Origin of the sequence: Arthrobacter globiformis (assembly GCF_030818015.1) — a bacterium.
In the GTDB taxonomy this organism is placed as follows: Bacteria; Actinomycetota; Actinomycetes; order Actinomycetales; family Micrococcaceae; genus Arthrobacter; species Arthrobacter globiformis_C.
In genome coordinates this window covers 1,681,703-1,695,068 of the sequence record NZ_JAUSZX010000001.1, presented here as the reverse complement: position 1 = coordinate 1,695,068, position 13,366 = coordinate 1,681,703, and the positions used below count along the sequence as shown (strand labels likewise).

Below are 13,366 nucleotides of genomic sequence, written 5' to 3'. Positions count from 1 at the left end.
CTGCACTTTAGACGGCCGCACCTTAGACGGCGGCGCGCTGCTGCGGCGCTGCGACATCGGCCAGGACGCGTCCCAGCACGGCTTCGGCCGTTGCCCCGGAGAACTCGGCTTCGGGGTCCATCACGAAACGGTGGGTCCAGACGACGCCGGCAAGGTCCTTGATGTCGTCCGGCAGGACGAAGTTGCGCCCCTGGCCCGCGGCCCAGACTTTGGCCGCCCGGACCATGGCGAGGGCGCCGCGCACCGACACACCCAGGCGGGTCTCGGGAGCGTTGCGGGTTTCCTCGCAGAGCCGGGAGATGTACTCAAGCACGGCGGTGTCGACGTGCGTGGTGGCGGCGAGGTCCGCCATGTCAGCGACGGCCTGCGTGGTGATGACGGGCTGCAGGTCCCGGGACCGGTCCTTGAGGTTGCTGCCGCCCAGGAGCTGGACGGTGGAGGCGTGGTCCGGGTACCCGATGGAAGTCTTGATCAGGAAGCGGTCCAGCTGGGCCTCGGGCAGCCGGTAGGTGCCCGCCTGCTCGATCGGGTTCTGGGTGGCCAGCACCATGAACGGGCGGCCGGCTTCGTAGGTGGTGCCGTCCACGGTTACGCGGGACTCCTCCATGACTTCCAGCAGCGCCGACTGCGTCTTGGGCGAGGCCCGGTTGATTTCGTCGGCGAGCACGATGTTGCTGAAGATCGGCCCCCTGTGGAATTCGAACTTCTGGGTCTTCTGGTCGTAGATGGTGACGCCGGTGACATCCGAGGGCAGTAGGTCCGGCGTGAACTGGATGCGGCTGTTGGACCCCTGGACGGTGGCCGCCAGGGCCCTGGCGAGCGAGGTCTTTCCTGTGCCCGGGGCGTCTTCGAAGAGGACGTGGCCTTCGGCGAGCATCGCAGTGAAGGTCAGGCGGATGACGTGGGCCTTGCCCAGGACCGCCTGGCCCACGTTGGCAACAAGCTTCTCGAACGTCCCTGCAAACCAGGCGGCCTGCTCGTTAGTCATTGTCATTGTTGTTCCTCTTCTGTGTCATTCCAGGCATATTCGTTCTCAGCAGGCGGTGGCCCGGCACGGTCAGCACTGGCCCACGCCGGGGCCCCGGATGTCGACGGTGACGCCCTTGACGTACCAGCCTTTGTGAGGCCCGCCGTCCATCAGGTACCACCGGCTGCCGTTGTTGTAGATGTCCGCCCAGCAGGTTGTGGGGATCCAGCCGTCGGAGTAGGACACCCAGTTGGCGTCGCTGCCACCGCAGCTGCGCGTCGCAGCGTTGTAGCGGTCCGGGACGCCGGGCTTGCCAGGGCAGCTGTTGTTGTCACTCTGCTTGACCCTGACTTCTGTCAGCGGCGGCGTGGGATCTGCGCCTGACGTGGCAGCTGCCGAGCCCGGCTGTCCGCAGTCCTTGTCCCCGTCGGTGCCGTTGCATGCACGGACCTGAAGGGTATGCCTTTGGTTCCAGCCTCCGGCGTTGCGGCTGTACTGCCGGTCCAGACCCACCGACCGGAATCCTGTGCCATCAAAGTTGACTTCGTAGCGGTTGATTACGCGCCCGTTGTCGTAAGGCTTATTCCATGTCCAGTGAACCTGAGGGTCCCCCTTGGCTGACGCCTCGCCGGTAACCACCGGAGATGCGGGCGCCCCATACGGCACGGCCGAGCCAATGGCCTTGCCGTCACCGGAAATGTTGTTCTTGGTGGAGAAGGCAATGATGTTGACCGTGATGTTCTTGCCGTTCGGCTGCCCGTAGATGGTGCCGCCCGGGGCGTTAATCGGACCGGAACCGTAGGCAGTGGACCAGCGGTAGCCAATCTCCGATGCCTGCGATCCGTTTCGCTGGGCCTGGGTCAACGGCGTGAAGGTGACCTTCAGCTGGCCGGTGTTTCCCGGCGCATGGACGGTGCCGCCGCTCACGGTACCCGGCTTGCCGGCGGCCCGGATCGGCGCGGACTGGGCGCTGGTCCCGGACGTGCCGGCTTTGTTCGTGGCGGAAACAGTGAACGCGTAGTCCGCTTCGGAGTTGTCCACCGTGACGTTCAGGGACGTTCCGGAAGTCACCTTTTGGCTCTTGACCACCGATCCGCCGCGCAGCGTGGTCAGAGTGTAGGCCGAGACTGCATCGCCATTGTTGTCCGGAGCTGGCCAGCTGACGTTCAGCTGGGACTGGCTGCCCACAGGGCCGGCCCCAGCCGCGGTGGGGGCTGCCGGCGTCACAGGCACGCCGGCCGGCACCTCGGCAGCGGAGTAGGTGCTCCACTCCGAGGGGTCCTTCGCATCGTTGCGGGCGAGGACGCGTACCTTGTAGGCGACCCCGTTGGTAAGGCCCTTCCAGACGTAGCTGGTGGACGTCAGGTTCTGGATCTGCGGGTTCTGGCCGCTGGGTGCTGGCGAGATTTCCAGATCGTAGGACTTGACCGGCGAACCCTTGCTTGCCGGTGCCTTCCAGGCAACGGAGAGCTGCTTATCGCCGAACTTCAGCGCGGGGGCCAGCGGCATCTCGGGCTTGACGTCGGGCCGGACCTCGGCCGAAACCGGTGACCTGCCGGACTCGCCGAAGTCGTTCGTGGCCGTCACCTGGAAGTGGTACCTGGTGTTGTTCACCAGGTTGTTCAGCGTGCACGAGTTGGCCGGGCAGTCCTGCTTGAAGCCGCCCTCGCCGTACACCGTGTACTTGGTGATGGGTGATCCCCGATCCGCCGGCGCCGTCCAGTTCAGCAGCGCCGTACGGTCGCCAACGCTCTGCGCCTGCGGCGTGGTCGGGGCGAGAGGCTCGTCCTTGACGGTGAGTCGGATGCGGGCGGTGGCGTACCGGGACGAGTCATCGGTCTTGTCCCCCACGGTGTAGGACACAATCAGGGTGCCGGAGAACCCGGCCGACGGCGTGACCGTCACCGCGTCGCCGCTGATGGCGGCAGTGCCCTGGCCCGTTTCGGTGGCGACGCCGATGATTTTCAGCGGGGAATCCGGGAACGGGTTGGCATCATTCGCCATCACCTTGACTGTCATGGGCTTGCCCGCGGCGGCATTTTCCTCCACGTCGTCGTTGGCGACGGGCTTGGCCCGGTTGGTTGCCGTAACTGCGAGCCGGAACGTGGCGGTGGATTCAAGGCCGCGCGGGTCCTTCGCCTTCACCTGCACGGCGCCCCCGTCACCGGTCCTCACGCCGTCCTTCGCCGAGACTTTGAGAGACGCGCCGTCGATGGCCACGTTGAAGCCCTGGGGAACTGCGCCGGCGATCTCGTACTTCATGTTCGCGGCGTCGTCGCCATCCGGGTCGGTGGTCAGTTTGGCCAGGTCGGCCGCGGCGGAGTCACCCAGCGGAACATCCACCGAGCCGCCGAGCAGCACCGGCGGGTTGTTGCGGTTGGGGTCTGGCAACACCTTGGTGCGGATGCTCAGCGTGGATTTGAGGCCGGCGGGGTCGTCCGGGCCCGAGCCGTCCGTCACCTCGAAGGTGATGGACCCCGGGCCCACGTAGTCCCTGTCCGCCGTGTACTTGACGGCGGAACCGTTGCCGGCCACCGGATTGCTGCCGTCCGCACCGATGAGCTTGATCCGGTCGGTCTGGGTCAGCCGGGGCGAACGGCCGTCCCGCACCTTGACCCATTCGGCGAGGTCTGCGGTCACAGACTGGCCGGCGACCACTTCGAGGACCTCATCCTTGGCCAGGGTGGGAACCTGCTGGCCCAGGCCCGGCACCCAGATGATCGCCGTCGACTTCTGGCCGTCGACGTCCTCAACCGTGTAGGGCACCAGCTGTGGCTGCTCGGTCAGCCCGACGATCATGTTGCCGTCCGGCCCCGGGCGCGCGGTCTCGGCGGCGCTGCTGACCTTGAGGTTCTCGCCCACGCCGTCAGGGTCCTCGTCGTTCTTGAGGACGGGGACGTCGACGGCGGTTTTACCGAGCGTCTGCGCGGAGGTCACCCGGTCATCCCGGGCGATCGGTGCCTGCAGCGGGACGTTGCTGTCCACCACCATCCTGATGGCTGCCTGCGCGGAGGCTCCGCGTTCGTCGGCCACGGTGTAGCGGACGTTGACGGTACCTTCCGTGGCCGGAGCCTGCAGCAGGATGCGGCCGCTTTGCCTGCTGACCGTGGCTTTCAGCGCGGCATCGGCCTCGATGCCGTCGGTGAGGATCCGAATCAGGTCCCCGTCCGGATCGGTGTCGTTGCCGGCAGCATCGACGGCGATCTGCCGCCCGGGCCGGACCTTGACCTGGTCGTCCACGGGAGTGGGCTTCTGGTTGGTGTCGCTGCGGGGTGCGATGCCCACGGTAACGGTGCCGGTGTTTACGGCGCCCTGCCGGTCCACGACCTTGTAGCGGAACGTATCGGTTCCGGCGCCGTTTCCGGCCGCGACGAAGTCGATGAAGTTGCTGCCCGCCGTCGCGGTGCCCATGCCGGGCGTGCTGTCGATGCCGGTCAGCTGGACGGAGTCACCGTCGGGGTCAATGCCGTCCAGCGGCACCGGAATGCGCACCGTGCCGGCCGCCACCACCCGAGCCGTCAGGTTTTGGGGCTGCGGGCGGGAGTTTTCGGCGCCCTCCAGCGGCAGGATGTGGATGGTGACGGCGGCGGCGCTCTTCTGGCCCTGCGGGTCCACCGCGTTGTAGATGGCGCGCACGGTCTTGGGCTGGCTCCCGGCGATGAACCGGAGGGTGTTCTCCGAGACGAAGCTCTTGCCGTCCTCCGCCGGGACGGCCTGCGGCAGGAGTGGGTCTACAGTCAGCTTTTCGCCCTGCGGGTGGGTGTCATTGTCCAGCACCGGGACGGTCACGACGTCATTGACGCGGACGTTGACCTCATCGGGTTTGGGCTGCGGCGCCTCCACCACAGCCGGGGCGGGGACAGGCACCACCGAGACGCTTCCCGTGGCGGAAGATTTGCCGTTGGACATCGTGTAGCGGAACAGGAAGGGGTCCTTGGTGCCCGCGATGTCGGTGATCCGCAGGACGCTGTGGTCGATCACGCTCACCGACGCCGTGGCGTTCTCCGGCACCGCGACGGACTGCAGGACCAGGACGCCCCCGGAGGGGTCCGAGTCGTTGGCCAGCGGGTCCAGCAGCACGCTGCCGCCCACCGGCAGGAGTGCCACGTCATGGACGGCGACGGGATTTCCCGAGTCCTTGCCGGATTCCACATCCACCCGGATGAGGCCCTGGCTGCTTTGCGGTCCATTGCTGGCGAGGTACGTCAGGTAGACCGGGCCCGGGGTCCGGCTGCGGAAGGTGAAGGTGCCGCCGTCGGTGACAGGTCCCAGTTCTGCAGCTCCGCTGGCTTCCACCTGGGCGAGGCGCAAGGCGCCGCCGTTGGGATCGACGTCGTTCTTCAACGGCGCGATGACCAAGTCCTGGCCCACCACCGCCGTGACGTGGTCGGCGTTGACCACGGGAGCGAGCGCTCCCGGCGGCTGGACGTTGACCGCCACCTTTCCCGTTGTGGTGGCGCGGCCGTCCCAGACGGTCACGGTGACACTTTTCTTGCCGGCCGAGGCGCCGGAGTCCTGGTACGTGAGCAGACCGTCGCGGCGGACCTTGACCTGGTCCTGTTCGTTGTCGGCGGTGGCTGACATCAGGACGAGGTCGTCGCCGTCGGGATCGGCCCAGTCGGTGAGGATGTTCTGGCTGACCGTCTTGCCCTGCTCCACGAGGAGTGTGGTGGGGTCGCCGCGCTTGAAGGCCGGGGGCCGGTTCTCGTCCGCCCCCACGACGCTCAGGCTTACCTTGCCGCCGGCGGACAGGCCGCGGCCGTCCGCCGCGGTGTAGTCGAAGGTCTCTGTCCCCGGTGCGGCGTCGGCCGGTACCGTGATCTGGAAGGCGGACCCGCCGTAGATGCTTTCAATGCTGCCGGCCTGCGGGCCTTCCGCACTGAGTGACGCGGTCAGCACGTCGCCGTCGGGGTCGGAGTCGTTGTCGAGGACGCTCAGGACAGTGGTTCGCCCCGGCCGGACGCCGACGACGTCGGGTTTCGTTTCCGGGGGACGGTTCGGTTTGGTGCGGTCCGGCAGAACGTTGATGGTGTTGTCGTCGGCCGACTCCTCATCGGGGTCGTCAGCCTGGTTCTTGGACGGGACAACGTCGTCCCAGTTGTTGACCAACTGCATGTTCTGGTTGACCAGCCACACGTTTCCCGAGTTCACGTCGTTCAAAACCACCACGTCCCGGTTGACGCGGAACACGTAGCGGGGCGACGCACTGGCTTTGGGCACGGCCACGTTTTTGTTGTCCGAGTCATTGGCGCAGTCCCGGACGTACTTGTTCGCCCCGGACCATGCTGCGTGGACGCAGCCGCCCAGCTGCACCGGCGCTGCCGGCACCCCCTGGCCACCGAACGTCACGGTCTTCGCGGCGGATCCGTTCAGCGGCTGTTTGAGGAGTGCTTTGCTGGTGGCCACGGCCACGGAGTCTGACGCCGGGCCTGACTGCTGGAGCTTCGCCTCCCGCGCGTCGGCCAGCGGCACTTCGCGCCCGCCGGGCAGGAACAGTTTTCCTGCGGCTGCATCCAGGACCACAGGCTGGTCCCCCACGACGGCGAGCTGGAGGTCCCCGGCGCCCTTCAGCCCGTCCCACGTGCTGTGCTCGGTGTCGGTGGCTGCCCCAGCGGCGTCCACCGTGGTCACAGTGACCTGCCCCGTCTTCGGATCAGCCGAGTAGATCCGGTCATCCGGGCCGACGGCGGACACGAGACCCGGGGATCCCGACACGGCGGGCTCGCTGGACTCCTCGTCGAAGGCGTTAACGGTTGACGGGGACATGGCCCACATCTTGCCGGCGGAAGGGTCGGTGACCGAGATGACGTCGGCGCCGAAGCTCACCTGTGCCGTACCGGGAAGCCTCTTGTCGCCGCCCAGCCGCATATTGGCGGCGGACACCTGGTTCAGGGTGGCGCCGGATTCGTCGTCGACGAACACCTTGCCGGCATTCTGCAGGACATCGAACGTGGTGCTGGCCGGGGTCACGGCACCGTCAAGGACCCGCGAGGGGTAGTTGAGCCGGCCGACGGCGTTGCGGGCCTTGCTGACCACCCAGACGCCGCCGTCGTTAAGGTCAACCTCGGTTGTCTTGAACCCCGGGTAGATCACAGCACCGGCCACCAGTGCCGCAGCCGCAGCGGAAAAGACGGTTCCGGTGACGATCTTGTTGCGGCGTTTCCTCAGCCCCAGCCTGCCGAACAAAGTTGACACAGCGTTATTATTCCCCTGAAATCACAGCCGCCTGAGCGCGGCTTACTAGCCCCTGATGTTCATCACGGGCCGGTGACATTCCGCCACTCCCCCATAGAGACGCCGGAACAATTCTGAGTCTCGACTATTACATGGGCACCGGCGGCTTGTCCAAGAACAGCCCTATGGCCATCCGTTACCCCGTCAGCCTACCCGCGCAGTCCGGCCCGGGCGATGGGGAGGACTGCCCACTAGTCCAGGACCAGGCCCTTGCCCCGTCCCCGTGCCAGGGTCACCGGCTGGATCTCCCCGAATCCCCGGACGTTCTCCACGTCCTGCGGAATCAGCACGAACCGCTCGTCCTGGTCCAGCGCTGCCGCGGTCATCGAATCGACCAGCACGGTCCCCGGATCGGCGAGTGTGGTGAGGCGGGCAGCAAGGTTTACGGTGGGCCCGTAGATGTCGCCAAGGCGGGAGAGGATCCGTCCCCAGACCATGGCAACACGGGCCTCGGGCAGGATTTCGTCCCGGGTGAAGGCCTCGGCCAGGGCAAGGGAGATTTCGGCGCCCGCTGCCGGGGTCTCGGCGATGTAGAGGACTTCGTCGCCCACGGTTTTCACCAGCCGGCCGCCGCCCACCGAGATGATCTCCGCGCACTTGTTCTCGAACCGCTGCACCAGCTTGGCGAGCGTCTTCTCGTTCATCCGCCGGGAAAGGCTCGTGTAGGACACCAGATCGGCGAAGCCCACGGCACGCGCCAGGGGAAGCGGGGCGTCGTCCTCGTCACCCTCGCGGCCTTCCTCGCTGGCCTGCAGGCCGGCTTCAGCACGGACGGCGAGCCGCTGCACGCCGGCGTTGAGCTGGCGCCGCCAGGAATAGACGAGCATCTCCTCGAGGGGGTCCACCAGCGCGGGCAGCTCATGGACAAGGCGCTTGCGGGCCTGGGCGTCCGTAAGCCCCTGTTCGTGCACCATGTCCTCGACCAGGGCCTCGATCTGCCACACCACCATGCGGTCCGTCATCTGCCCGATGGCACGGGTCACCGAGATGGCGGCCTCCTCGGTGAGCATTCCGGCCCGGACCATGCCCACAGCCGTGGACAGGGCGGCCTGGTCGCGTTCGGTGAAGGCGACGTCGTCGTCACCGAAGTTGGGGAAGCCCAGTGCACGCCACAGCTTGCGCGCCGAGAGCAGCGACAGGCCAACGCCGCCCGCTACCTCGCGCCGGCGCAGCTTGCGTTCCCCGCCCAGAAGCCTTGCCTCGAGGGATTTTGCCGCGATTCGTTCCGCGGACAGGGTACCGGTGGCCGGATTTCCGACGACGGCGTCCGTCACCTCCCGGTGACCGGTGCCCTGCGCGCCGCCGGCCTCGACTGTGCCGGCCTCATGGGTGCCTGCCTCCTGGCCGCCGCGCTGATCCTCATCGTTCATCTCTTCCACCTTCTCTCACATCCCGCGGAAACCGGGCGCCGGGCTCATCCGGCGCCTGACCCAATCCAAATGGTTCGTCATCCGGAAGCTCTTCAAGGGCATCCAGCAAGAACCTGTGGAAGGTGGCAACTTCCGGCACATCCTTCAGCACGGTGCCGAAATGGTGCCCGGCATCCAAGGATATATTCCCCGAACGCAACATCCGCTGGAGCATCGACTGGCTGATTGTGACATTACGCACTGAGACCAGGAAAACCTGCCGGTCCCGGCGCCGGAGCATGCCGTAGCGCGCCAGGACCCGCTGGCTGGTCAGGAAATACCTTGTGGTCTGCCACCGCAGCAGCCGGGGCAGGCAGTACCCCAACAGGATCCACAGGCCGGCAAGCACGCAGCCGGCCACCGCCCAAAAAGTCCATTCCCTGGTGATGGCAGGGGCCAGCGCGGACAGGCCGCCGCGGATAATCCACGCGCTCGCAAATGCAGCCAGGGCGGGCACCACAATGAAAACCACCGCCGGGAGGAACAGCACCCTGGGCTGCGGGCGGGTCACCACGATGACCTGCTCGCCCGGGAGGAGTTCTTTACGCATAACCGCTTTCGCCGGACCCCTGCTTATCAGAGCTGTGCCTCCCGGAGCTGAGCTTGTCAGAGGCGTTTTTGGCAGACGTCTCCGGCGACCACGGCCGCAGGTGGACCACGTCCCCCGCAGTCACCACGTGCTCATGGGCAGAGGCATCCACCACCAGCAGGGACCCCGAGTCATCAAGCCGGGAAGCGTGGCCGATGATTTCGTGGTCGCCCGGCAGCTGGGCGCGGACCTGCTGGCCCAGGGTGACCATCGCCGTTTCGACGCGCTTGTGCAGCGACGGCCCGCCGGCAAGACCGGCCGTGGCGTCGCCGTCGGCGTTGCAGAAGCTGCGGTACAGCGTGCAAAAACGGGACAGGTAGCTCTTCAGCAGCGCGGTGCGGTCCACCGTTCCGCCACCTTCCAGCTGGACGGACGTGGCTGTGGGCACCGGCAACTCGTCCTCGGTGAGCGTGACGTTCAGACCCGTGCCGAGGATGACAGGCGGCACCGAGCCGTCGCCCAGGGGGCCGAGCTGGGCGAGGATGCCGGCAATTTTCCCGCCGCGCACCAGGACATCGTTCGGCCACTTCAGCTCAGCGGGAATGCCCGCTGTCCCATCCAGGGCGTCGCGCAGCGCGACGGCGGCCAGAAGGGAAAGCCATGAGTAGGTCTGGGTGGGCAGGGGGCGGCCGTCAGCATTGACGGGCCGCAGCACCAGCGAGACCAGCACGGAGCTGCGGGCGGGCGCCTCCCAGGCGCGGTCCAGGCGTCCGCGGGCGGCAGTCTGATGCTCCGCCGTCAGGACTGCCAGGTCCGGCCAGGCCTTGGGGTCGACGGCCACGGCCCGCAGAAGGTCGGCGTTGGTGGACCCGGTTGTCTCCACGACCGTCAGCTGCGCGATGCCGGTGCCGGCGAGGAAGTTGGCGTCGGACAGGGCGTCCCGGTCCAGAGGCGGCCGGTCGGGCAGGCCCTTCGCTCCGCTGAGATTCTCCTGCGGTTCACGGCTATCGTCAGGGCGTGCGGCATCCATAGTTGAATCCTAGCGACTCGCCGGGCCGCGCGGCCGGGAAAGCCTCGGTCAGAGGCCGGCTCACAGGAAGATGCCAGCTAATCGGAAGATACGGCCCACGGAATAATGCCGCCCACAGGAGGTGCCGGCTCACAGGAAGATGTCCTGGACGAGGTCTGCTTCGGCAGCCCCCAGGCTGTAGGGCCGGAAATCCGTGACTCCGGCGGCGGCCAGGACGTGCTCGTCCGTATAGAAGTTGCCGGTGTTGGTGCCTTCAGCGGTACTACTGCCCGTCCGGTCCGCGGCCCCCGTGAGCACGGCATGGGCGGCGTCGGCCATGATCTCCGGACCGCGGGCCGCCCGGACCATTGCCTCACCGCCGGCCATGTTCCGGATGGCTGCCGTATCGATCAGCGTCCGCGGCCACAGCGAGTTGACGCAGATGCGGTCGTTCCTGAGCTCCTCCGCCAGGCCCAGCGTGGTCAGGCTCATGCCGTACTTGGCCATGGTGTACGCCAGATGCCTGCCCGCCCACTTCGGGTCGAGGTTCAGGGGCGGCGAGAGCGTGAGGATGTGGCCGCCGGAGGACTTGCGCAGCGCCGGCAATGCCAGTTTGGAGAGCAGGAACGTGCCGCGGACGTTGACGTCCTGCATGAGGTCGTAGCGCTTCATGTCCACTGCGTCGGTCCGCGAGAGGTCGATCGCGGAGGCGTTGTTGATGACGACGTCGATTCCCCCAAAGCGGCCGACGGCGGCGTCCACGGCGCGCGCGACGTCGTCGTCGTTCCGGACGTCCCCCACCAAAGGCAGGGCGCTGCCGCCGGCGGCCTCCAGTTCTTCGGCGGCGCTGTAGACGGTACCCTCGAGCTTTGCGTGCGGCTCGCCGGTTTTGGCGAGCAGCACCACATTGGCGCCGTCGCGCGCCGCCCGCCGGGCGATCGCCAGGCCGATGCCGCGGCTGCCCCCGGACATCAGGATGGTCCGGCCCCGAAGGCTGCCGGTGGCCCGGTACGGCGTAGCCGGAACTGGGTAAGCGTCGCTGCTCGAAGTCATAGGGACACTCTAGCCGCAATTTGTTACCCGTGAGTAACATCCGCGCTTCCGGCGACGCCACGAACGAAAATTGTAGGAACCCTACAGCGGTCCCGGGAATTTGCGTCACTAGACTAGCCATCAGGGCTTTGGATTTGTACGGATGCTACTTAAACCGGCAGCCAGGGCCCGCGTTACGCTGCCGCAGCAGAACAGCCACAGCACAACAGCTACAGAGCCGGAGACACTTCATGAGCCACGATCTGACCACGACGGCGGGAAAGATTGCCGATTTCCGCGACCGCCAGGCCCGTGCTGAGCAGCCGTCCGGCCCTGAAGCCATCGAGAAGCAGCATGCGCGCGGCAAGAACACCGCCCGCGAGCGCATCGACCTGCTCGTGGACGAAGGCTCCTTCGTGGAGTTCGACGCCCTTGCGGTCCACCGCTCCACCGCCTTCGGCATGGAGAAGAAGAAACCGCTCGGTGACGGCGTCGTGTCGGGTTACGGAACCGTGGACGGCCGGCTCGTGGCCCTCTACAGCCAGGACTTCAGCGTCTACGGCGGCTCCCTGAGCCAGGTCAACGGCGAAAAGATCGTGAAGGTCCAAGAGTTCGCGCTGCGCAACGGCTGCCCGGTGGTGGGCATCAACGACGGCGGTGGCGCCCGGATCCAGGAGGGTGTTGCCTCGCTGGCCATGTTCGCGGACATCTTCCGCAACAACGTCCACGCTTCCGGCGTGGTGCCCCAGATCTCCCTCATCATGGGCCCGTGCGCCGGCGGCGCAGCCTACTCCCCCGCGCTGACCGACTATGTGGTCATGGTGGACAAGACTTCGCACATGTTCATCACCGGCCCCGACGTCATCAAGACGGTCACCGGCGAGGACGTGGACATGGAGACCCTCGGCGGCGCCCGGCAGCACAACGCGACCACCGGCACGTCCACCTACCTGGCCTCCGACGAGGCCGACGCCATCGAGTTCGTCCGCGAACTGCTGGACTTCCTGCCCTCCAACAACCTCTCCGAGGCGCCGGTGCAGGAGCACCAGCAGGAGCTGGAGCTCGACGACGACGACCTCACACTGGACACGCTGGTCCCGGACTCCGCGAACCAGCCCTACGACATGCGCAAGGTCATCGAACAGATCGTCGATGACGCCCACTTCCTGGAGATGCAGTCGCTGTACGCTCCGAACGTGATCATCGGCTACGGCCGCGTCGAAGGCCACACGGTGGGGATCGTGGCCAACCAGCCGCTGCAGTTCGCCGGCACCCTGGACATCTCGGCGTCCGAAAAGGCGGCCCGCTTCGTCCGCCACTGCGACGCCTTCAGCATTCCGATCATCACGCTTGTCGATGTTCCCGGCTTCCTGCCGGGCAAGGACCAGGAGTTCCAGGGCATCATCCGCCGCGGAGCCAAGCTCCTCTACGCCTATGCCGAAGCCACCGTGCCCAAGCTGACCGTGATCACCCGCAAGGCCTATGGCGGCGCCTACATTGTGATGGGCTCCAAGAAGCTCGGGGCTGACCTGAACCTCGCGTGGCCCACCGCCCAGATCGGCGTGATGGGCGCACAGGGCGCCGTCAACATCCTCTACCGGCGCGACCTCGCCGCCGTTGCCGAGGCCGGGGGCGACGTGGAGGCCAAGCGCGCCGACGTCATCCGGCAGTATGAGGAAGAGCTGCTCAACCCGTACCAGGCCGCAGAGCTGGGCTACGTCGACGCCGTCATCGCGCCCTCGGACACCAGGCTGCAGATCATCAAGGGACTGCGGGCGCTGCGCGACAAGCGTGCGAGCCTGCCCACGAAGAAGCACGGGAACATCCCGCTGTGAGCGCCCGGAATCCGGCGGTTGGGCCGGCCGAAACCCTGTTCTCCGTTACCAAGGGCGAACCGACGCCCGAGGAGCTGGCGGCGCTTACCGCCGTCGTGCTTTCCCTGGGTCCCGCCGCAGCGGACGGCCCAGCGAAGCCGAGCACGCGGCACTGGGTGCGGCGCCAGCAGCTGCGGCTGGAGCCGACACCGGGTCCGGGAGCCTGGAAGCGAAGCCGGGGCTAGGGTCCGTCCCCACCGCCTCCCTAAGGAAACCTCGCTTCGCTCGGCCAGGAAACCTCCCCGCTGCCTCCCCAATCTCGCAAGCTCGATTTGGGCCCCTCGGCGGCGTGGGCCCAGGCGGCGGAGGCCC

8 protein-coding genes are annotated in these 13,366 nt (G+C 67.2%); 2 read left to right on the top strand and 6 right to left on the bottom strand.

The features are described from left to right. Positions 1-22: 22 nt before the first annotated feature. The 6 genes from QFZ23_RS07775 to QFZ23_RS07750 form a co-directional block, all read right to left on the bottom strand. Positions 23-994, bottom strand: coding sequence for an AAA family ATPase (locus QFZ23_RS07775; protein WP_306921859.1), 972 nt, complete (start codon positions 992-994; stop codon positions 23-25). A 63-nt stretch (positions 995-1,057) separates the two neighbouring features. Continuing rightward, positions 1,058-7,162 carry an Ig-like domain-containing protein gene (locus QFZ23_RS07770; RefSeq protein WP_306921857.1) on the bottom strand — a complete coding sequence of 2,035 codons (6,105 nt, stop codon included), beginning with the start codon at positions 7,160-7,162 and terminating at the stop codon, positions 1,058-1,060. A 230-nt stretch (positions 7,163-7,392) separates the two neighbouring features. Next, complete coding sequence (locus QFZ23_RS07765) at positions 7,393-8,571, bottom strand: adenylate/guanylate cyclase domain-containing protein (protein WP_306921854.1); 1,179 nt, start codon at positions 8,569-8,571, stop codon at positions 7,393-7,395. After that, on the bottom strand, positions 8,561-9,160 hold the full coding sequence (locus tag QFZ23_RS07760) for a PH domain-containing protein (RefSeq protein WP_306921852.1): 600 nt from the start codon (positions 9,158-9,160) through the stop codon (positions 8,561-8,563). Before QFZ23_RS07760 ends, QFZ23_RS07765 begins: the two co-directional genes overlap by 11 nt. Then, positions 9,153-10,169 carry a biotin--[acetyl-CoA-carboxylase] ligase gene (locus tag QFZ23_RS07755; protein ID WP_306921851.1) on the bottom strand — a complete coding sequence of 339 codons (1,017 nt, stop codon included), beginning with the start codon at positions 10,167-10,169 and terminating at the stop codon, positions 9,153-9,155. The genes QFZ23_RS07760 and QFZ23_RS07755 overlap by 8 nt, the downstream gene beginning before the upstream one ends. A gap of 129 nt (positions 10,170-10,298) precedes the next feature. Continuing rightward, entirely contained in the window at positions 10,299-11,201 is a 903-nt protein-coding gene (locus QFZ23_RS07750) for an SDR family oxidoreductase (RefSeq protein WP_306921850.1), read from the bottom strand. Positions 11,202-11,431: 230 nt separating this feature from the next. Between QFZ23_RS07750 and QFZ23_RS07745 the strand changes: the two genes are divergently transcribed. Further along, a complete protein-coding gene (locus QFZ23_RS07745; RefSeq protein WP_306921848.1) occupies positions 11,432-13,015 on the top strand; it encodes an acyl-CoA carboxylase subunit beta in 1,584 nt (527 codons plus the stop codon). Beyond that, the gene (locus QFZ23_RS07740; RefSeq protein ID WP_306921846.1) at positions 13,012-13,239 is read left to right on the top strand and encodes an acyl-CoA carboxylase subunit epsilon; all 228 of its coding nucleotides are present in this window, start codon (positions 13,012-13,014) and stop codon (positions 13,237-13,239) included. Before QFZ23_RS07745 ends, QFZ23_RS07740 begins: the two co-directional genes overlap by 4 nt. The last annotated feature ends 127 nt before the right edge of the window (positions 13,240-13,366 follow it).